The 22,130-nt window shown below is 35.3% G+C and carries 19 protein-coding genes; 10 read left to right on the forward strand and 9 right to left on the reverse strand.

Features of this window, described 5'->3' with window-relative positions; genetic code table 11:
• Positions 1–18 precede the first annotated feature (18 nt).
• The 5 genes from BALOs_RS11500 to BALOs_RS11520 all read left to right on the forward strand — a co-directional run bounded on the left by BALOs_RS11500 (position 19) and on the right by BALOs_RS11520 (position 3,640).
• Positions 19–804 (forward strand): hypothetical protein, encoded by a 786-nt coding sequence (locus BALOs_RS11500; protein ID WP_120405256.1) that lies wholly within the window; start codon positions 19–21, stop codon positions 802–804.
• A gap of 1 nt (position 805) precedes the next feature.
• Positions 806–1,354 carry a hypothetical protein gene (locus BALOs_RS11505; RefSeq protein WP_162929669.1) on the forward strand — a complete coding sequence of 183 codons (549 nt, stop codon included), beginning with the start codon at positions 806–808 and terminating at the stop codon, positions 1,352–1,354.
• Between the two features lie 257 nt (positions 1,355–1,611).
• Complete coding sequence (locus BALOs_RS11510; protein WP_114705362.1) at positions 1,612–2,106, forward strand: hypothetical protein; 495 nt, start codon at positions 1,612–1,614, stop codon at positions 2,104–2,106.
• Between the two features lie 159 nt (positions 2,107–2,265).
• Positions 2,266–3,054, forward strand: a complete 789-nt coding sequence (locus BALOs_RS11515; protein WP_120405258.1) for a hypothetical protein — start codon at positions 2,266–2,268, stop codon at positions 3,052–3,054.
• A 1-nt stretch (position 3,055) separates the two neighbouring features.
• On the forward strand, positions 3,056–3,640 hold the full coding sequence (locus tag BALOs_RS11520) for a hypothetical protein (RefSeq protein ID WP_120405259.1): 585 nt from the start codon (positions 3,056–3,058) through the stop codon (positions 3,638–3,640).
• Positions 3,641–3,660: 20 nt separating this feature from the next.
• Here BALOs_RS11520 and BALOs_RS11525 read toward each other — a convergent pair whose 3' ends face one another.
• On the reverse strand, positions 3,661–7,122 hold the full coding sequence (locus BALOs_RS11525) for a hypothetical protein (protein WP_120405260.1): 3,462 nt from the start codon (positions 7,120–7,122) through the stop codon (positions 3,661–3,663).
• Positions 7,123–7,318: 196 nt separating this feature from the next.
• Between BALOs_RS11525 and BALOs_RS11530 the strand changes: the two genes are divergently transcribed.
• Positions 7,319–8,110 (forward strand): sulfite exporter TauE/SafE family protein, encoded by a 792-nt coding sequence (locus BALOs_RS11530; RefSeq protein ID WP_120405261.1) that lies wholly within the window; start codon positions 7,319–7,321, stop codon positions 8,108–8,110.
• Here the strand turns inward: BALOs_RS11530 and BALOs_RS11535 are convergent.
• Entirely contained in the window at positions 8,107–8,568 is a 462-nt protein-coding gene (locus BALOs_RS11535; RefSeq protein WP_114705367.1) for an Lrp/AsnC ligand binding domain-containing protein, read from the reverse strand. The genes BALOs_RS11530 and BALOs_RS11535 overlap by 4 nt on opposite strands.
• A gap of 127 nt (positions 8,569–8,695) precedes the next feature.
• On the opposite strand from BALOs_RS11535, the gene asnB reads away from it, so the two are divergent.
• On the forward strand, positions 8,696–10,276 hold the full coding sequence (gene asnB / locus BALOs_RS11540) for an asparagine synthase B (RefSeq protein ID WP_120405262.1): 1,581 nt from the start codon (positions 8,696–8,698) through the stop codon (positions 10,274–10,276).
• A gap of 68 nt (positions 10,277–10,344) precedes the next feature.
• On the opposite strand, the gene lon is transcribed toward asnB, so the two are convergent.
• From lon to BALOs_RS11570, 6 genes are all read right to left on the reverse strand, one after another.
• Entirely contained in the window at positions 10,345–12,753 is a 2,409-nt protein-coding gene (lon, locus tag BALOs_RS11545; protein ID WP_120405263.1) for an endopeptidase La, read from the reverse strand.
• A gap of 434 nt (positions 12,754–13,187) precedes the next feature.
• On the reverse strand, positions 13,188–14,513 hold the full coding sequence (locus BALOs_RS11550; protein ID WP_120405264.1) for a DUF3373 family protein: 1,326 nt from the start codon (positions 14,511–14,513) through the stop codon (positions 13,188–13,190).
• Positions 14,514–14,534: 21 nt separating this feature from the next.
• Entirely contained in the window at positions 14,535–14,792 is a 258-nt protein-coding gene (locus BALOs_RS11555) for a hypothetical protein (RefSeq protein WP_114705371.1), read from the reverse strand.
• 208 nt (positions 14,793–15,000) lie between these two features.
• Positions 15,001–17,106 (reverse strand): methyl-accepting chemotaxis protein, encoded by a 2,106-nt coding sequence (locus BALOs_RS11560; protein WP_162929670.1) that lies wholly within the window; start codon positions 17,104–17,106, stop codon positions 15,001–15,003.
• A gap of 246 nt (positions 17,107–17,352) precedes the next feature.
• A complete protein-coding gene (clpX, locus tag BALOs_RS11565; protein ID WP_114705373.1) occupies positions 17,353–18,663 on the reverse strand; it encodes an ATP-dependent Clp protease ATP-binding subunit ClpX in 1,311 nt (436 codons plus the stop codon).
• A gap of 40 nt (positions 18,664–18,703) precedes the next feature.
• Positions 18,704–19,315, reverse strand: coding sequence for an ATP-dependent Clp protease proteolytic subunit (locus tag BALOs_RS11570; protein ID WP_114705374.1), 612 nt, complete (start codon positions 19,313–19,315; stop codon positions 18,704–18,706).
• A gap of 249 nt (positions 19,316–19,564) precedes the next feature.
• On the opposite strand from BALOs_RS11570, the gene BALOs_RS11575 reads away from it, so the two are divergent.
• Positions 19,565–20,167 carry a peroxiredoxin gene (locus BALOs_RS11575; RefSeq protein ID WP_114705375.1) on the forward strand — a complete coding sequence of 201 codons (603 nt, stop codon included), beginning with the start codon at positions 19,565–19,567 and terminating at the stop codon, positions 20,165–20,167.
• A 6-nt stretch (positions 20,168–20,173) separates the two neighbouring features.
• On the opposite strand, the gene BALOs_RS11580 is transcribed toward BALOs_RS11575, so the two are convergent.
• Positions 20,174–20,911 carry a hypothetical protein gene (locus BALOs_RS11580; RefSeq protein WP_120405266.1) on the reverse strand — a complete coding sequence of 246 codons (738 nt, stop codon included), beginning with the start codon at positions 20,909–20,911 and terminating at the stop codon, positions 20,174–20,176.
• Positions 20,912–21,027: 116 nt separating this feature from the next.
• On the opposite strand from BALOs_RS11580, the gene BALOs_RS11585 reads away from it, so the two are divergent.
• On the forward strand, positions 21,028–21,639 hold the full coding sequence (locus BALOs_RS11585; protein ID WP_240406481.1) for a DedA family protein: 612 nt from the start codon (positions 21,028–21,030) through the stop codon (positions 21,637–21,639).
• A gap of 137 nt (positions 21,640–21,776) precedes the next feature.
• A complete protein-coding gene (locus BALOs_RS11590) occupies positions 21,777–22,088 on the forward strand; it encodes a hypothetical protein (RefSeq protein WP_114705377.1) in 312 nt (103 codons plus the stop codon).
• Positions 22,089–22,130 lie beyond the last annotated feature (42 nt).

Here is a 22,130-nt window from a genome sequence, read left to right on the forward strand (position 1 = left end):
CATGCTATTCCAAGTTCTATGGATAAAACCAACTCCCCACATATCGGCCAAGAACCTCTTGGGCTTATCGATCAAGTCGTTAAGGATTTGACTGATAATCTGAAAAGCTATCGCAATATTAAAATTGGCGTAAGACTTATCTCTGATAAAAGTGGAGTTAGTGAAAGGACAATTTATCGATTACTGGCCAAGGAAAATAAGCCTACATACCAAACACTTCTAAAGCTTTACCGAGCTATTTATAACACTAATAATGACACACTTTTATTATCTCTAGTTCCTAAAGTGATTAAGAACGAGATTAATAAGTGTAATCCAAATAGAGCAAGTGAAGGTATTCAGTTTCACGAGAATATTGAAACTCAAATGTTATATGATCGAACTTTTGCTGAGATTTATATCTTAGCGGCATGTTCACCAATAACCAATGAGCTAATTCAATATCGCTACGGTATGAGTGGAATGCTAACTTTAGAAAAGATGCTTGATATGAAAGCGCTCCGACAGACAAAGGCGGGACTGTATACCCTTGGAGAGAATCAAACGAATTTCAGCGCAAAAACACTTAAGCGCTTAGGAATGTCACTAATTGAAAAGTATAGTAAACCACAAGATGCAGAAGACTATGGAAATAATATCATCGGCTTCTACGCAGAAGGTTTGAGTGACGAAGCTTATAACCGCTGGCTTGAAGTCGACGCTAAGGCTTTTGAAGAAAAAATTAAAATTGCAAATGAGAGTAAATCAAAAGGAACAAAGAGATCTTTTACATTTATGGTAACAGATACTTTGAATGAGAAATAATATGAAAGAACTAATAATAATTTTAGCATCCCTTTCTATCTATGCAGGCGTAGGAGGAGTTTCAGGTGGACCAAAGCCAACGAAAGATGACTTTGCAAAACTAGGACCAAATACATCATGGGATAAGATTCTAAATGCTAAAAAACTAAGTGATGACATCAAAATTGAAGGAACAACTGTCTTTGTCTCAAGGCCAGTAAGTGCATTTGATACATGTCTTGATGGAGATATTCTCAGAACAACAAGAGAATTTCCTAAGTACGAGAGAATTAAAGTTGGCAAAACACATTATGGAGCAGATGAAGACGGATATAAATATGTCAAAGTTGGAACTGAAAAGTTAAGCTTCCCTATCACCTACACAACATGGGATAGAGTTTGTGCAAACAATGGCAAGAGATGTCGAGAAGTAACGAAAGAAGTTACAACTGAAACCATAAAAAAGGTGAAAGTAAAAAAAGTAAAAGTCTACAAAAGCAATAGTGATAGGCCTAGAGAAGTAATTCAGGACTCTTTTAATAAAGAATTTATCATTCCTTATTGTCAGTAGATGAACAATTCAAAATAAATTAAGCCGCTAGTAATAGCGGCTTTTTTTTGCAAAATATGGACAAAATCGTCAAAAACCTTCATTTGTCCTAAAAAACCAAGATTCTTATGACAATGTCGATGAAAATCCCATTAATCGAGTAGAAAAATTGTCACTTTAATTCAATCAAATTAATTTCATCTCATCAAAACAACTAAATAAGAAACAAATTGTTTAAACAACATTTCAAACAATTTAATAACAAACCGGAGGAATTTATGAAAAAATTAATCGCACTTGCTGCTGCATTACTAAGCGTTTCATCTTTTGCACTATCTGCAAACGACACTTGGGATCACATTAGAGAAGAAGTTAAAAATGACGTAAACCTAGTTATGTCTTCAGGATACTCAGTATTCATGGGAACAACTAGAACTACAGCTTTCAACGTATGTGTTAACGGTGAAAACTTCAATACAACTAAGCCATTCCCAATCTACAAGTACGTTAGAACTAACAGAGGTGGAGATAATGATAACTTCAAGAAAGTAATCGTTGGTTACGAAATTCTTTCTTTCCCAATCTCAAGAGTTGTAACTAAAGAAATTTGTTACGGAAAAAACGACAACAGATGTAAAACTTATACAGAAGTTGAAACTCAATCAGTTGTTAAAGACATCACAATTTCTAAGTTAGTTCGTCGTGGTGGAGATCGTGATGACAAGCTAGTAGAGCTTTTCACAAAATCATACGAAATCCCAGCTTGTAACTAATTACGAGTAAGGATCTAGGCAAGTGCCTTTTCCCTAAGGGGCACTTGCTGCTATAAAAAGGCCAAGACACGTTCTTGGCCTTTGTAATTTTTACTACTTAAATGTTTTTAATTACGAAACTGGCCCAATTACCGTATAAATTGAAGCATAATGAGAGAAATGACTACAAATGATATCAACAACTTAAAAGATACAACGGCCCTTGATCTAAAAGGACAAGTTGCACTCGATATCACGACACATCTCAAACAATTTCGTGATGAATCAATAGGTCTAAGAAAACTATCAGAGAAATCTGGAATCCATCAAAGAACATTAAAACGATTATTGGCCCAAGAAAACCGACCTGGTTATCAAACACTAGTAAGACTTTATAGCTGTCTAGCTGAAAGTCCTAATGGCGGCCTTATGTTAAGGAATATTCCAGAAAGAGTTGCAAAGGAAATTGAAAAAAGATCTCCTATATCAACAAAGGGTAATCTTCAATATAGCGAAGAAGCAAATCAAGAGATGCTCTATGATAAAGTTTTTGCAGAGATTTACTGTCTTGCCTCAATGTCACCAATTACAAGCGAATATATTCAATATCGCTATGGTATGAGCGGCGTTGAAACAGCAGATAAAATGCTAGACCTTGGAGTTTTAAAACTTACAAAAAAGAATACATACACAATTGGTGATAAACAGATAGAGTTTTCACCTAAACTTGTAAAAAGGCTTGGTTTAAACTTAGTTGAAAAATATTCGAAAACAGAAGATGTTGATCTTGCTGAAAAAAACCTAATCGCATTTTATGCAGAAGGCTTAAGTCCCGAAGGTTATCGAAAGTGGCTAAAAATTGACCAAGAAGCTTTTTATAAAAAAATTAATGTGACTAAGGAAGAAGGAATGCTTGGTGAAATCAAGACATTCACCTTTATGGCCACAGACACAATGAGAAAGGATTAAAATGAAGAATCTAATATTTATATTATTAATTGGACTTAGCCTAAATACCATCGCAGGAACTGGCGGAATTAATGGATTCCTAGAACTTAAAAATGACCGCATAGATGCAGGAACTGGCGGTGTAGTTGGTGGTGTTGACGATCTCGATGAACTAAAAGATAAGAACTGGAATATCATCAGAGATCGCGTAAGAAATGACTATAACCTTGATCTTCAAGGTGATATTGCCTTTATTGGTAAAATAGTATCGGTATTTAACGTTTGTATTGAAAACGACAAACTAAGATCAATTAAGAAAATGCCTGTATACAAAAGAGTTTGGCTTGGTGGAAGTAGAGAAAATGATCGATTTAAAGATGTTTTAGCTGGATCAAAATACTATTCATATCCGATTGAGTTTGAAAGTGAAGAAAGAAGGTGTTATGGCCGTAAAGATAATCGCTGTAAAGTTATAAAGAAAGTACGTAGACAAAGCCTAAGTCCAAGTATTACTTTAAGAAAAGATATTACGCGAAATAATAGAAACGGTGATAGAAAATACGTCGAAATCTTTACTAAAAAATACGACATCCCATATTGTAATTAGAAAAATAAAAGCCTAGGCGCTTATATACTAACGCCTAGGTCTTTTCTATTATCAACAACTACTAAACGAATTGAGTTATCACTAATCTTAAAACGGATGCCATCTGTAAACTTCCCTTTTATATTATCTTTAAGAAGTTCTTTAGTAAGCTCTTCATCACATCTTAGGTTTCCAGTTACAGTAACTGAAAGATCCCCAGATTGAATTAGAGTGATTTTAACAAATTCAATTCGAGAAAATACAAATGGTAAAGATTCGATATAAGAGATTAAACCTTTTTGATATTTGGCCGTCTTGATTCTATCAACAGCATTCTCATTGATATATAGACTTGCATCAAATTCTATTTTTGATAGAGCTATCTCTAAATCACTTTGAACTTCTTCAACCTTTATTTGTTTTTGAGTATTTTCCACCTCTGCCATAATAGGAGCGGCTTGCTCTTTAACAGATTTGATCTCAAAGCGACTTTGAGCTCTCTGGGCCTTTAAACTTCTGGCCTGACCTCTTAACATCTCTAGAGAGTTTACGATTGTCTTTGTCTTATTCTTTTCTTCTTGAAATTCGTCATTAATTAAAGAACATTCTTTTCTTAATTCATTAATTTCAATAGAAACACCTTCTAGAAGTTGACGTGTTGCTTTGTTTTCTTCTCTTTGTTTATTAAGACGTCCTAAAAGCTCATCTCTTTGAATGAGAAGCTCTCCTTTTTGTCTTGTGGCCTTATCAATTCCCTCTTCTAATGTTTCCTTATTTAGAAGAACAAGATTCAATTCATCTTCAGTCTTTTGTGAAGCGGCCAATGCTTCATTAAGCTTTTTCTTCTTTTGCTTAAACTCTTTCTCGACTATTTTCTTTTCGTCTAATTCAACATTTAAAAGATCAAGCTTTTCTTGATGCTTATTTTCAACTTCACTTAATTCAATACTGCTTTTTTCAATTTCTGTATTAAGTTTTACGATTTCTTTTTTTGCTTCTCTAGTATCAACAGCAAGTTTTTTGATTTCTTGATTAAGTTGTACCTTTCTCGTAAGATTTGACTCTAATTGATTTTCGGCTTCCTCGATTTCTGCTTCGATTGTCGCCATTGCAGCTCTAATATTGTAACAATCATTTTCAATCTTAGTTAATTCTTCATTACTAATAACTTGTTGATTGTTTAAGTCTTTATGCTTTGCTAGAAGCGTATCTCTTTTTAAAGTAAATTCTTGTAAATTACTTTCTTGATTTCTTTTTACACTATCAAGTTCATCTAGCTTTTGTTCTGTTGAGTTAATCATCTTTTCGATAACTTCAACTTCTGTTTTTAAAACCTGCTCTTTACTTCTCTTGTCCTCAACTTCTACTTCCAGCAGCTTCAGTTGCCCATCAAGATTTCTCTTATGTGTCAGATGTCTCTCATATGTATCGCTTTCTCTTTGGATTGCTACATCTAATTTAGAAATTTCTGTTTCTATAGATTCTTTTGCTTTCGATTTTTTATTCTTTATTCTCTCAACTCGCTTTGTATTGGACTTAAGCGATGATAGAGTATTTTCTTTACGTGAAAGTACATCTTTTAAATCGACAACTTTATTCTCTAGTTGCGAGATAATCTCGATATTTTCACTCGTTACTTCTTTATTATTGCTAATCTCTTCTTCTACTTGAGAGATTTTTCTTTCAAAATGAGCAACTTTCTCTTCAACACCTTCCAATTGTTGTACTGTTTGATCTAACTTAGTACACAATTCATCTGCAATTCTATTAAGCTTTGTATTTTCTTGGGCCAATTCTTCAATCTCTTGCCCCTTAGTTTCAATTCGCCCTTCACCAATCTCAATACGTCCCTTTAAACTTCCAATTTGTAAAAGGATTTCATTATTTGATTTAGTGATTTTCTCTTCATCTGCTAGAAGAATATTCATTAAATTATCTTGTTCTTGAATTTCTTCATTAAGAACATCTCTATTTCTCTTAGACTTTTCAACTTTAAGATTTAGAAGATCGATACTTTTTTCTAATTTAAGAGCTGTTTGAGAAAGACTCTCTTTTTCAGATAACAAACGACGTTTTTCGACATCAAGATCAAAAATTTCTTGTCTCAATTCTACTTCACGGCCTTTCTCTTCGTTAATCTCTAGTCTTAAATTCTTAATCTCATTAGATTCGTCTTGTATCTTTCTTTCGAGAGCTTCAATTTGTTTTTCACGATTTAAACAATTTGCAGTAGCCTGATTCTTCTTTGTTTCAAGCTCTTTAAGCGAAATTGTTAATCTTTCACTTTCACTATTTAGAGCACGAATTCTTTTTTCACTTTCAATACTTTCTGCAAGAATTAATTCATATTCTCTCTTTGTTTTCTTATAAGTTCGATCTAGCTCATCAAGTTCTAAGAGAGAGCTTCCCTCTCTTTCCCTTAATGATGTAATCTTTGTTTCTAACTCTTTTTGCTGAACTAGGTTTTCTTCAATTAATTTCTTGAAGCGTCCTGATTCTGACTTTAGCAGTTCCAAGTCAGACTCTAGCTCAAGCTTCTTTTTTTCTTGTGAATCGAGGAGGTAATTTAACTCTTTAAGTTGTGATTTCTCACTTTCTTCTTGAGTTTTAAGCTCCGAAGCCTCTGATTCGAGTCGATTAATTCGTGCTTTAATCTTGAGTATGCTCTGCTTAACAGTTTCTTGCTTTGAATTAACATCTTGCAACTCACTTACTTGATGAGCAAGTTTCTTTTCAAGTTCATTTTTGTGCTCATACGACGCCTCTAGGTCGTACTTCATTCTTTCATAAAGAGTTGCCTCTTCATTCTTCTTGGCCTTAACTTTCTGGCTCTTCTCGATTAATGAAGAGATTTCACTATCAAGTTTAATTCTTTCAGTATTTAATAATTCAATTTGATCTTCTACTTTTTGAATTTCGATATTATCGCTTTCTATTTGTGAAAGCATTTTCTTAATTCTTTTCTTAGTATCCTTAATCTGGTTGCTTACACCTTCTTTCACTTCTGCATTACAAATTTTATTGCCACTAAGAACGTCTAGTTTACTCTTTAAAGTACCCTCTTCACCTTTTAATGTTGCAAGTTCAAGCTTGATCTTATTAATACTTTCTAATTTATCACCATGTGTTTTCGAAAGGCCTGTTACCTCTTCCTTTAAACTCGTAATACTTTTTATAACAAGCTGCTTTTGATCGATTAATTCTTTTAGTGATGACTCTTGAGACTTATTTAGAGATTTTATCTTATCTATTCTTTGTTCAAGAATTTCTTTATCCGCTATCTCATCTGTTAGATCAGACTGTAGTCGACGTAAATTATTTTCTGTTTTTTGAAGCTTTATACGCTGTACTTCAATATCTCTTTTTAGTGAATTATTTTCACTAATTGCTTCCTCAAGTAATCGTTGATCTTCAACAATTTTCTCAGCTGCCTGAGCAGTCATTGCTTTGATTTCTTCAGGGTTTTCTTTTACTTTTTTATTCTTTAAATTAAATAGATTCATAGGGTCCTCACTGCCCTATATTTTCTCACTAAATTGTCTTTAAATAAGCATGTGGCAAGATTTGCATTGGCGCGGTGCTAAGTCATTTATCACCAATTTTTTTAATCATATATTCAATAGTTTTGTGTCACAACCTGAGTTTTTTAGTCTATCTTTAACTCTTGTCTTCCCCTCTTTCTAAGTGCATATTAATAAGATGATTTTTCTCTTATATTTGGCCGTTGGCGCTTTTGTTGGAACACTTTCAGGTTTATTTGGAATCGGTGGCGGTGTAATTATTGTCCCAACTCTCTTACTCATTTTTAAAGAACAAGGATTTTCATCAGATATTACGATGTTTATGGCCCTTGGTACTTCTCTAGCAACAATTGTTGTAACTGCAAGTTCATCGACATTAAGACATTATAATATGGGAAATCTCCTATCTGAAGTTACGAAAAAACTAATTCCACCTCTAATCATTGGAATCTGTGCTGGAGCCTATCTCGTTAACCAAGTTGAAGCTAGAACTCTAGAAGGGCTATTTATCACATACCTCTACTTAGTTTCTTTAAAAATGTTATTTTACAAAGTTAAAGTTGATGAACCAAAAGAAACATCTAATTTCCTCTATGCTATTACAGGCTTTATTATTGGTTTGAAGTCTTCAATTTTAGGAATTGGTGGAGGCACAATTAGTGTTCCATTTTTAACTTGGCGCGGTTATGAGATGAAGAATGCTGTGGCCATTTCAGCATCGATAGGAATCCCCATCGCACTTATAAGTAGCGTATTTTATATTTATAGCGGCTTTAATAAAGTGACACCAGATCACTCCCTAGGCTATATCTACTTACCTGCATTCTTTGGAATTTCAATTGCAAGCTTCTTTTTCACAAAGCTTGGAGCAAAGATTTCAAGTGTGGCCAATCAAGTGCTTATGAAAAAGATTTTTGCTATTATGCTTATCCTTATAGCGATAAAGAAGACTACGAGTTTTATCTCTTAAACGTTTAGGCTCTTATCAATTACTTGTTTTAAGCTAATGAAAGACTCTGTCGATTGAATCTCTTTAATCATCTGAATCTTTCCAATAAGAAATTCATGAAAGTGATTTATATCCTTAACCATGATTTTCACGATTAATGCATAATCACCTGTCGTATAATAGGCTTCAACGATTTCATCCATTTTCTCAAGCTTATCAATTACTTTGTGAATATCTCGTGCATTAACTAAGTGAAGGCCAAGAAGAACCACAACACCATGACCAAGCTTAGCATAATCAACCTTTATAGAGCTTCCTATGATAATGCCAGCTTCCTTAAGCTTTTCCACTCTTTGATGAATAGTTCCACCTGAAACCCCTATTTTTCTGGCCATTTCAAGGAAGGGCATGCGGGCATCTTTTTCCAAAAGCTTAATTATCTTCTTATCAGTACTATCAATTTCGTATTTTTCGGCCATTTTACCCCTCAAATATACTATATCCTCACCAGAATACTCTATTTATTAAATAATTAATAGTTTGAGATGTTCATAATTGAGAAATTGATAAAAATTACCGATTATTAATAAAAATATGGAGGTTTTCATGTGTGGATTTAGTGTTTTTACCGGAATAGTTGATAAAGAAGAGTTTGAAGTTAAGTTCGATTTAATCGCACACCGCGGTCCAGATCAAAGAGCAATTCACTCTTTGAAAGATGGCCTAATGGGATTTCACCGACTTGCCATTATGGACCTGACAGATGCTGGTTCTCAGCCTTTTATCTCAAAAGCTAAAACACACCTTGTTTGTAATGGAGAAATTTATAATCATCGTCTTTTAAAAACAGACTATATTGAACGCTATGACTTTCAGTCAGACTCTGATTGTGAAGTGATCATCCCTATTTTTGAAGAATATGGTATTGAGAAGTTACTTCTATCACTCGATGGTGAATTTGCTTTTGTTATCGAACAAGATGGTAAGTTCTTTGCAGGCCGAGACCCTATTGGTATCCGTCCCCTCTTCTATGGTTATGGTGTTGAGGACGGAAAGATTGCCTTTGCCTCTGAAGTAAAGGCCCTACAAGAACTATGTAGTGATATTAAACCATTTCCACCAGGTCACTACTACGCTGATGGTAAATTTGTTTCATATTTTGATGTGAGAGAAATTAAAACAAGAAAAGAAGAAGATCTTGAAGCGGTTTATAAGGGAATCCATGATCACCTTGTAGAAGGTGTTAAAAAACGTCTTGATGCAGATGCTCCAGTTGGTTTTCTACTCTCAGGTGGACTTGATTCATCACTAGTTTGCGCTATAGCTGCAAAGTTAAGTGATAAACCAATTAAAACATTTGCTGTGGGTATTGATACAAACCCAATTGATTTAAAATATGCGCGAATTGTTGCAGACTTTCTAGGAAGCGAGCATCATGAAGTTATCTTTACAAAAGAAGAAGCGTTTGCCCATCTCTCAGAGCTAGTTCATAAGCTTGAAACATGGGATATCACAACGATTAGGGCCTCAATGGGTATGTCTCTGGTTTGTAAGTACATCCGTGAGAAAACTGATGTGAAGGTTGTCCTAACAGGCGAAGTTAGTGATGAGCTCTTTGGATATAAGTATACAGACTTTGCACCAAGTGCAATTGAATTTCAAAAAGAAGCACAAAAGCGTGTTCATGAATTATATCTCTATGATGTTCTAAGAGCTGATCGCTCGATTAGTTCTCATTCACTTGAAGCGCGAGTACCTTTTAGTGATAAGGCCTTTATTGAATATGTTATGGGTATTGCACCAGAGCAAAAGATGAATTGGTCTGGTGAGGGTAAATACCTTCTTAGAAAAGCTTTTGATCATAGTGAGTACTTACCGGATGAGATTCTTTGGCGTGAAAAAGCGGCATTCTCAGATGCTGTAGGACACGATATGGTTGATTGGTTAAAGGCGCTTGCTGAAGATAAGTACAGCGATTCAGACGTTGCTCAGGCACGTGAGAAATATGAGCATGGTACACCTTTTACAAAAGAGTCGTTAATGTATCGAGAAATCTTTGAAACACATTTTCCAGATAAAGCACATTTAATTAAAGATTTTTGGATGCCAAATAAAGAATGGGAAAACTGTCAGGTAGATGATCCATCGGCCCGTGTTCTTCCAAACTACGGTGACTCAGGAAAATAAGAATAAAAAAGCCTCGCAATAGCGAGGCCTTCTTTTAACAAGTATTAATTTTTTAGGAGGATAATAGCTTAGTTAGCTACTTCCATCCCGCTCCCAGAATCGATAACCTTCAGTCCTACATGTGACATGAACTTCTCTGGCTCTGTTAATTGTAGAGCAACCTTAAGAACATCTTCAACATGAGTTACTGGATGAACAGATAGTCCTTGCTTGATTTCCGGTGGGATCTCAAGAAGATCTTTTCTATTCTTCTCAGGAATAACAACTGTTTTTACTCCTGCTTGTTTTGCTGCCAGCATCTTTTCTTTTAGGCCACCAATTGGAAGAACACGTCCTCTAATTGTTACCTCACCTGTCATGGCAACATCTTGCCTTACAGGAATTCCAGAGATTGCTGATGTAATGGCCGTAACCATTGTGATACCTGCTGATGGACCGTCTTTTGGAGTCGCTCCCTCAGGTGCATGGATATGAATATCATGTGTTTCAAACCATTCTTTATCAATTCCAAGACGACCTGCAATTGAACGAACATAGCTCATTGCTGCTTTTGCCGACTCAGTCATAACCTCTCCAAGTTTACCAGTGATTTGGATACCACCTTTACCTGGAACTGCAATAACTTCGATATGGAGCATACAACCACCAACTGAAGTATAAGCAAGACCATTTACTAGACCTACTTCTGGCTGCTCTTCGATTACATTATCATCGAATTTAACAGGACCAAGGAACTTCTTAAGTTGTTTAGAAGTGATTGTGAACTTCTTACCTTTTTCAATATCTTTTGTGACAACATCAGTTGCAATCTTTCTTGCAATTGTGTTGAACTGTCTTTCAAGACCACGAACACCAGCTTCTTTAGTGTAACCACGAACAACGTCCATGATTGTATTTTCACTCATTGAGTATTCGTAAGCATCAAGTCCATTATCTTTCCATGCACGTGGTGCAAGGTACTTCTTAGCGATCTGAGTTTTCTCAATTGGAGTATAACCAGCTAGGTTAATAATCTCCATTCTATCTCTAAGTGGACCTGGAATTTGTCCAAGATCATTTGCTGTCATAACAAACATAACTTTTGATAGATCATATTCTACTTCAATATAGTGATCACCAAAGTTCTTATTCTGAGCTGGATCTAGAACCTCAAGCATTGCTGCCGCTGGATCCCCTCTCATATCAGATGTCATTTTATCAATTTCATCTAGTAGAATAACTGGGTTTGATGTTCCTGCTTTCTTAACAGCGCTGATGATCTTACCTGGCATAGCACCTACATATGTACGACGGTGACCACGGATTTCAGATTCATCTCTAACACCACCAAGTGAAACTCTTTCAAATTTACGTCCAAGAGACTCAGCAAGTGACTGACAAATCGATGTTTTACCAACACCTGGAGGACCTGCTAGACAAAGGATTGTTCCCTTACCTTCAGAACCAACAAGACTTCTTACTGCAAGATACTCAAGAATTCTCTCTTTTACATCTTTCATTCCGAAGTGGTGATCATCAAGAACTTCTCTTGCATGTTCAACATCATTATTATCTTCTGTGTACTCTCCCCATGGTAGAGAAAGCATCCAGTCAATGTAGTTTCTAACAACTGCAGATTCTGCAGACATTGGAGACATTGACTTAAGTTTCTTAATTTCTTTTGTAACACGCTTAACAGCTTCTTCAGGCATTTTCTTCTTTGCCAGACGCTCTTCCATTTCTTGAACTTCAGACTTCTCATCTTTTTGTCCAAGCTCTTTTTGAATCGCATTCATCTGCTCATTAAGGTAGTACTCTTTTTGAGACTTTTCCATTTGCGACTTAACGCGAGTTCTTATTCTTCTCTCTACGTTAATAATCTCAATTTCACCTTGCATCTTCTCTAATAGAAGTTGAAGACGTTGCTCAATATCCACAGCTTCAAGAATCTCTTGCTTTTCTGGGATCTTCATCGATAAGTGAGCAACAATAATATCAGCTAATCTTGATGGATCAGTGATTGATGAAATACTCATAAGTAATTCAGGTGGAATTCTCTTATTAAGTTTCACATATTGTTCAAATACGTTTTTGATTGAACGTACTGTCGCTTCGATCTTAACTTGTTCTGGAACTTCTGGAACGCATTTAGAAACGTCGGCCCAATAACCTTCACTTCTTGCTTCAAACTCATCGATCGTTGCTCTATACTTCCCTTCGATAAGTACCTTAACTGTATTATCTGGTAGGCGAAGCATCTGAATAATATTTACAACAGTTCCTACATTGTAAACATCTTCACGATCTGGATTTAAAATACTAGCATCTTTTTGTGTGACGAGAAAAAGCTCATTACCATTTTTTGAAGCTTCCTCTAGAGCATTGATTGACTTCTCTCTTCCTACAAATAGTGGAACAACCATATGTGGAAAAATAATCATGTCTCTTAGTGGAAGTAGTGGTAAGTTCTTCGACTCAGTTGACTTCTTGTCTGACATAGCACCTCCTGCACTATTAATACTTGTCATAATTTCATTCTGGGAAAGGATAGGAAAAAGACCTCATGTCTAAATTCTGTTCCTTTAATAAATTGTATCAATATCCCCTCACGTTTTGGAAAGTTTTTTTCGCCGGAATCTTATGCCCCTCAATAAATTCACAGTGTATTAATAGCCTAACCTATGGTTTTTAAAGGCATTTTCCTTACCTGAGCGGTGAACACTGTTTAGCTAAAATATTCTAACATTTAGGCTGTATGAATTTTTTATAATCGTAAATTGAACATCACTAGAAATAATATCTTTGAACTTTACATTCTTTTCGAAAATTCTTGAGACAAGATTTCGTGAGAGTGTCTCAAGAAATAAGCAAAAAAAAAGGCCAGACAATAAGTCTGGCCCCTATGGAGTAAGTTAAGAAATATCTTAACTAATTAGAAGTTTGCAATAAGTCTTGCATAACCTGCATCAACCTTAGTGTCTGCATCTGTTCCTGCTCCAACTACATTTCTCGTGTAGCTAGTGTCAATTTGTTGCATCATGTATCCAAGAATTAGTCTTAGGTCTGAATCAAAGTCATATGAAGCGTATACATGGTGTCCTGTTGAGTCTGGAGTCTGGTAGAAACCAATTGCGTCGATATCAGATAAACCAACAGTAAATGCATACTCATCAGCAATTAGTAATTCATAACCAAGTTTGAATTTACCAAAAGTATAACGAGCATCTAGCATATAAACATTCCCGTCATTTTTTCCATCACTACCATTAGTGAAGATACCACCAAGACTTGTAATCCCACCTCTAGAGTCGATTGATGTTCTCTTGTAAGTGAAGCCCATATCAAGACCAGTATTAGCAATACCATTTGCTTCTAAGTAAACAACAAAGGCACTATAGTCAAAGTATAGGTTTGATATTGCAGCGTCTTGAGTTGGATTCCCCGCTCCAGTAGAAACATTTGACGTTGCATCGTAATAGAAATCATTAAAAGCAACGTATTGACCGATAAAGTTGAAGCGATTTGCCCAAGTAAGGTTTAACTTTTCATAGTCAACCATAACTGAGTACATATCTTCGCTTGAGCTAATATCAGCACTATCAGAATCTTGATAACCAGATTGTCCAGAAAGACTACCTACATCTCTTTGACTAAGTGGAGTATAGATTGCTCTAACAGACATATTACCACCTGCTAATTTTGTCCCATAAGTCAGGGCCATACCATCAAGTTGTGCACCATATGCTAGTTGAGGGTAAGAACCAGATCTAGCCGTTCCTTTTTGTAGGTGGAAAGAAGGTCCTTCAATAGTTGGAAGACGCCCAATAGAGAAAGTGAATTGATCATCGATTTTATAATTAATAAATGCTCTTTCAACGAATATCGCTGCACCATTCTTATTACGACCTGCTCCACCAGCATCAGAGATAGAGCTTGTTCCACTCACTCTTTTTGTGAAGTCATTGAAATATTTTGACATTGAAAGACGTCCGTAGAAGTCTAGTCTTTCACTTCTCTTTGAGTGGATATCAAATCTTGCCCATAGAGAATACTGATCTTCGTTGTAGTGATCATTTGCTAACTTATCTTCTTCATTGAAGTAGTCATAACGTGACTCAAGTTCACCTGAAAATGACCATGTGTTAAGGTCACGAGCAAATTCGAGGTCCTCTACTCTGTCTTCTAGAGATGCACCGTATGCAGTCGTTGATAGAACTGCTAGTGCGATAATTGATTTTTTCATTGTATTGAATTTCATTTTTTAGTCTCCTTAAATTAATTATCCACCGATTGATGAAGATGCATCTTTACACTGAAGTGTACATCCGCTTCCAACGTCTACTGTTGCACCAGAACAAGTCTTAAACTTAATAACGGTTCCAGAACGACCTGGTGTTGCCATCTTTTCTGCTTCTGCTTTTGATTTTTTACACTGCTTTACAACAGCATTGATGAAGTCATCTTTTGCACCCGCGAATGCAAAAGGAGACATTAGTGAAACTCCTAATAAAATAGGAAATATCCTAGAAATTCTCATGGCTCCTCCTTGATATGAGAACATAGTTAAATGCTTAAACTACTAATAAAAATTATTTTAGTGAGGTATACGAAAAAAATAAAGAGGCAATCTGCACTTTTCTAAAGAAAAGCTAAAGTAAATCTATCTAAATGTTTAAATTCACTTAATCCATACAGCTTAACGACTAAAAAACCATTTAAGTCGGGAATATAAGGCACCGTAATAACTACGATGCCTTCTTTTGATTTGATTCTTTTGGAAAGTTTACGACTTTTGCATCTTTAGTTTTTTTTACCTTTGATGTCGATGCATTATTCTTTGTTCTTCCACCAATTATCTCATTTTGGAGAATAGATAGAACATTTTGAAGATTATTTGTTTCATTATTTAAATCTTCCGCATATTGAAGCATCTTTGAAGCAATTTCTTGATTATCAGAAGAGGCTTCTTGCATCTGGTTCATTGCTTGTGAAATATTTGTAACGCCTGTTTCTTGTTCAGATGTCGCTGCTGATATTTCTTGAGACATTGAAGATACATTCATTACACCATGAACAATCTCTTCAAGGGCCCCTGTACACTCTTCAGAAACTTTAATTCCATCATCAATTTTGACACGAGACTGCTCAATCATCGATTCTACAGACTCTTTATTTTCTTTTACGATTTTTTCAACATGGGCAACAGACTTCGTAAGGATTGCATTAATCTCTTCAGATGCAGTTCCAGACATTGCAGCAAGATTTCCAACTTCTTCTGCAACAACAGCAAAGCCCTTACCATGCTCACCTGCTCTGGCCGCTTCTACTGAAGCATTGAATGAAAGAAGCTTTGTTTGAAAAACAATGTCATTAATAACTTGTGTTTTCTCATTAATCTCATTGATCAGATTAACAATTTCAGAGATTTTTTCACTTCCGTCATTTGTCGTTCTAAGGACGTCATCATTTGCTTGTTTAATATTATTCATTGAAGACTTAACTTCCTCAACTTTATGTTTTCCATCCTGTGCAACTCTTTCATTATCCGTTGAAACATCAACCGACGTCGCTGCATTCTGAGCATTCATTTTTACCATGCTTGATAATTCATCAAGGGTAGATGCAGTCTCATGTATTGCCTGCGCTTGATTTGAAGTCAGCTCACTTACACGATGAGAAACCCCATTTAAGTTTTCAACAAATTTAACCGTTGATTTTGCAGAGTTTTCTAAGCTTGCAACAACTCCAAGAAGTTGCTTATAAAGATTTCTAACTGTTGCAAAAGAGATAGCAACACAAAGGATTAGAACACCAGCCAATGTGAAGTAGAATAAATTTTGAAGTGTTATAATTTCACCATAGGCTTGTTTTTCCGTCATTCCTATAACCAACTTCCACTTCATCATATCAAGGAAGCGGCGATGGTGAATTTCACCAAATGAGTAAAGATATGTTTCCTTACTGTCCCCTAGAATATGAGGATGAAGAATAGTGTCTACCTTACCTTCCTTCATCTTGACTGCCATCTCATCATCTGAAGCAATCAATCTTTTTGCTAAATTATAATTTTCAAAGTCATGAAGACTCTTGTCTTTCTTTGCAAGTTCTTTGTCATAAGAAGTGATGACTTTTCCTTCGCTATTAATTAAGTGAATCTCAGAAGAATCCATTCCATTTGAGTTTAAAGTATGAAAAAGGTTCTTCATTTCACTTTCAAACCAGCGGCTTCCCACAAATGCACCTAAAACGGCAATTGGGTCACCATATTCATCTTCAATACGAGTTGAGAAGTATTGCCCCATTCTCTTTTCGCCATACACTTTCGATATCATTTCACTCTCGTGAACTTTTCCAGCAAAAGCACCAAAGATTTTCTTATCGTAATTTTCTGTGTACTCACCTTTTGATGTTTTTTGAAACCAATTATCATTTTTAAAGTTATAAGACTTAAGAAATTCTGTGTTCAGTTTTTCCCCAGCGGCCGTAATTTCGGAATGAGCAATCAGTTTCCCATCTAAACCAATTAGAAATAACATATCTGTATCAGGGTAGAGAGTGACAAGCTCATTTAAAAGAAACGTTGATGCTCCAGGGTCTTTATCCTTGAGATCTTTGTTTCGAGCAAAAGATTGAACGTTATTATAATTAGTGAAGAATTGTTCAGAAATTGAATTTGTTAAATTATTATAATAAAGAGCAAATCCATCTCGCTTACTTGCCTTTTGATCTTCAATTCCTTTTTGAAAAGGGACAAAAACCGCAAATGATATAAATAAAACCATTCCAATTGAAATGAAATAAAGTTTTTCTTTCAGGCCTATGGCCATAAACTTTGTTAATTTTGTTAACACATTCCCTCTAAACATCTCTTATCCCCTAAACATAAAATAGATCTAAATAATTTTTCGGTTAGCTAAGTGTCAACCTTTAGAAATTCTTTAAGTTTCTTAACTAATTTATTAATAATGAAGCGATAAGTGACTGAATTTATGAAAATTAAATAAAGATAGTTACGTAACAGGATTTACATCTAAGATGAAAATAAAAAGGCACGAACTATGTCGTGCCTTATTATTAAGAAAATGTATTCAATTTAATTAAGCTGATTCAATATCTTTCTTGGCCTCAAGAGCTGAGTTCGCAGTTGATGAGAATTCCTTGCGCGGACCTTCTTCAACTCTTGGAGACTCAATTCCTCTAATAGAAGCTTCAGTGATAATAACTTTATTAGCTTTATCATTTGCTGGTACATCATACATAACTTCAAGCATTGTTTGCTCAATGATTGCTCTTAGACCACGAGCACCTGTTTTTCTCTCAAGTGCAGTCTTAGCAATTGCATGAAGTGCTGCTTCTTCAAATTCAAGTTCGATACCATCAAATTCAAAAAGCTTTTGATATTGTTTCGTTACTGCATTCCTTGGTTCAGTAAGAATTGAAACAAGTGCTGCTTCATCAAGCTCTTCAAGTAGAGCATTAACAGGAAGACGTCCAATGAACTCAGGAATTAATCCAAACTTCGTTAGATCTTCTGCTTCAATTCCACCTAGCTTTTGAATTACAGACTCTTCAGCGTCAACAGTTTGCTTAGCAACTAGACCCATTGGTCTCTTAGTCATACGCTTTTCAATGATCTTATCAAGTCCAACAAATGCTCCAGCAACTACAAAGAGAATATTCTTTGTGTTTACCTGGATAAACTCTTGTTGAGGGTGCTTACGGCCACCTTTTGGTGGAACTGAAGCAACTGTACCTTCAACTAGCTTAAGTAGTGCCTGTTGAACCCCCTCACCAGATACGTCTCTAGTGATTGATGGGTTTTCAGACTTTCTTGCAATTTTATCAATCTCATCAATATAAACAATTCCACGCTCAGCTCTTTCTACATCGTAGTCACATGCCTGAAGAAGGTTAAGAATAATATTCTCAACGTCCTCACCTACGTAACCAGCTTCAGTTAGAGATGTTGCATCAGCAATAGCAAATGGAACATTTAGAAACTTTGCTAGTGATTGTGCAATAAGAGTCTTACCTGAACCAGTTGGCCCAGCAAGTAAGATATTCGACTTTGCTAATTCAACAGCATCATCTTTTCTCTTAGAATCACCGTGGGCAATTCTTTTATAGTGGTTATGAACTGCAACTGAAATAATCTTCTTAGCACGATCCTGTCCAATTACATACTCATCAAGGTGCTTCTTGATTTCGTGTGGCTTTGGAACATTATCAAGAGCTGCTTTTGATACAGACTTAACTGTATCCTCGTAGATAATTTCATTACATAGCTCGATACATTCGTCGCATATATAAACACCTGGTCCTGCAATTAACTTCTTTACCTCTTTTTGAGATTTTCCGCAGAAGTTACAAGACAGAGCGCTGTTATATGATCCTTCTTTTTTACTCATTAAAGTTCCTTTCGTTTATATACAGTATTCAACTATAGTTCTATTTCTTGTTTGATTCAATAACGCTATCGATAATTCCTAGCTCAATTGCATCAGTTGGCGACAAGTAATTATCACGATCAGTTGCAGCAACAATTTTTTCCATCGTCATATCAACAGATGAGTGCTTAATGTAAATATTATTTAACTGATCTTTTAATGTTTGAATTTCATTTGCTTGAATCTGAATATCAGAACACTGACCTTGTGCACCACCTAATGGTTGGTGAATCATGATTCTTGAGTGAGGAAGACTATAACGGTGTCCTTTTTCCCCTGCTGTTAGAAGCAGTGATCCCATCGATGCAGCAAGACCAACACAGTAAGTATAAACTGGGCATGATACGTGTTGCATAATATCGTAGATACCTAGGCCTGCATAAACGCTTCCACCTGGTGAATTAATATAGAAGTGAATTGGATCTTCTGGGTTACTTTGCTCAAGGAACATAATCTGAGCAATTAATAAGTTGGCAACAGTGTCATTAACCTGCGTTCCTAGAAAAACAATTCGATCAAGTAATAGTCTTGAGTAAATATCGTATTGTCTCTCTCCTCTTGCTGTTTGTTCAATAACAATTGGATTAGGAATATGTGCCTTTGGATCTGTCATTTTTTCTCCCTAGAAAATGAATTTTTCGATTTCATTCAACATTTCGGTGAGCCGAGTCATTTTCTTTAGATAAAAGTGCAAGTTAAGTAATAATTAATACGTCCCTAAGCAATGGAAATTATTTAAGCTTCACCGCCAAAAGTATCAAAATTAACATAACAGGTCTTGAACTTCTCATAAGGCTACGGTTAAATCGATTCAAGAAAAAATGAATAAATTTTTAAGTACTTAAACACACAGGAGAAAGTAATGACTGAAACAGTTTATCCAACTTCGCTAGTTTCAAAAGCGGCACCAGAATTCAAAGGAAATGCAGTAGTAAATGGAGAAATCAAAGAGATCTCTCTTTCTGACTTCAAAGGAAAGTGGAAAGTTCTTTTCTTCTACCCACTAGATTTCACATTTGTTTGCCCAACAGAAATCACTGCATTCTCAGATAAGATTCAACTTTTTAAAGACCTTAACTGTGAAGTTATCGCTTGTTCAGTTGATTCAGCTTTCTCTCACCTAGCTTGGACAAAGCAATCAAGAAATGAAGGTGGACTTGGTGACATTAATTTCCCAATTCTAGAAGATCTTACAAAAGAAGTTTCTAGATCATATGGAGCGCTAATGCCATCTGGTGATGTTGCATTTAGAGCAACTTATATCATCGATGATAACAATATTGTTCAACACGTTTCAATCAACAATCTATCAGTTGGTAGAAATGTAGAAGAAGTTGCAAGACTTGTAGATGGTTACCAATTTACAGCTAAGCACGGAGAAGTTTGTCCGGCAGGTTGGACAAAAGGTGCTGACACAATGAAGCCAGATCCACAAGGGTCACAAGAATACTTTAATAAGCTATAGTCTTATTCAATAATAGAACCCGACTCCAACACCGAGTCGGGTTATCTTTAATTCTCTCGAATCATCTTGTAATTCATGTCTTTTTACGAAAATGTGGTACCACATATTCTCACTATACTTTTGTGAATAATCGATTAAATAACGTTGTCCTTTTAAGCCTGTCTTTGAACTAAATGATTGAGATGCACTCATTTTAAATACAAATGGTGTGAAAAACTTTTGTGCAAAGGCCAAGCCCAATGTCCCATAAGTTATTTTCTGAGTAACTGATTTTAGCTCCTTTCCACTTCCTAGAAAATCAGGTGTGTTATAGAGATAGAAGACTTCATGATCAAGGCCTCCAAAGAATCCCGTTACATTTCGATAAGTATAAGATTTATGAGCATGGAAGCTAAAACCAGTTTCAGGATCTAGTTTCGTATTATTTGAGAAGGTACTTCCTCCTTCTTCCTTAATATCGGATGGCACAATATAAGATAGACTTCCCGTTGCAAGTAGAGATAGCTTTTCAATTGAACTAGGGAAAAATGCAAAACCGGCCGTAATTGTCATTGGTGAATTCTGCTCAGTAGAAGTCATAATATTAGAAACTTTTTCTTTTTGAATACCCAGTGAAGCGGCCGTTTGTATAAAATAGTTGAACTCATCACCATTAGACTTTAGAAAGTAATCTAAGTTTTTTCCGTGGACCTGATTTATATTTAGGCCAATAAAGAATATTACAAGTGATCTAAAATACTTCACAAAAGCATAGTAACAAAAGACTTAAAAGTTTTAAGCTAGGAAAAAACAGCTGATAAATTAATGCGATTTAATAGAATTTAGGATATTCTTTTAAGTGTTTATTTACAGGAGAAATAATGGAATTTATCGATCAAATCATGCTCTATATAAATACTAATGTAAGCTTAGCTCCATATATTATCTTTGGGCTACTACTACTTGCTGGTTTTAATATCCCAATATCTGAAGATGTCATGTTATTTACTTCGGCGATTTTAGCTGCAAAAAATCCAGAGTATCTCTACCCTCTTTTCTTTGCTGTTTTTCTAGGAGCATATTTTTCTGATTTAATTTGTTATGGATTCATTGGACGCTATCTCGGTCCAAAAGTCTTTGGAATAAAGTTCTTTGCTTCGATGGTGACGCAAGAAAGGCTTGATACAGTAAATGCCTTCTTTAAGAAGTATGGTGTCTTCACATTAATCTTTGGTCGATTTGTACCATTTGGTTTTAGGAATGCTCTATTCCTATCTGCAGGGCTTGGTAAAATGAATGCATGGAAATTTGCCCTTTCGGACTTAATAGCCGCAACGATTTCTTGTGTCGTCTACTTCACGGTTTATTACAAATTTGGAGAAGCGGCCATTGAATATATCAAAAAATCTAATTACGTGATTGGCTCGGTTGCCCTTGCCGTCATTCTCGGTTTCGCCATAAAAAAATGGAAAAAGAAACGTGTAACTAATTAAAATCACAAATTATAGAAAAAATTACAAGGCCTGAGGATATTTATTGTCAGCTCAGGCTTGTTACTCCATAATCCCGCTTGTTCACAAAAAATGTGAAAAAAGTTGAACGGTATTTATTTTTTTGGAGTACAAGCGAAATGTTAAATTCTATCCCACAAGAGAAAGTAGTAAATTTCAATGCGTTTAAAGCTGAAAAAGCAATGAGATGTGAAAATACTGTTCAAAGAGATTATTTTTCGAAACTAGATTTTTCTGCACTTATTAATGAAACACATAGTCTCGTTAGTGAAATTAATCAAGAAAATGCTATCAATGACGAACTTCTAGTAAAAGTAGATCAGCTTACGGCAGAATTTAAAAGCCGAATTCTTGATAATGAAACACCTATTGATAAATATTTATTAGCAACAATTAAAGACTTAAAGTTTTCAATCAAGGCAAAACTATAAGCTTTGTTTGAAACCTATATCCTTCTCGTTTTATTAAGGCCC

The organism is Halobacteriovorax sp. BALOs_7 (assembly GCF_003612895.1).
Lineage (GTDB): Bacteria > Bdellovibrionota > Bacteriovoracia > Bacteriovoracales > Bacteriovoracaceae > Halobacteriovorax_A > Halobacteriovorax_A vibrionivorans.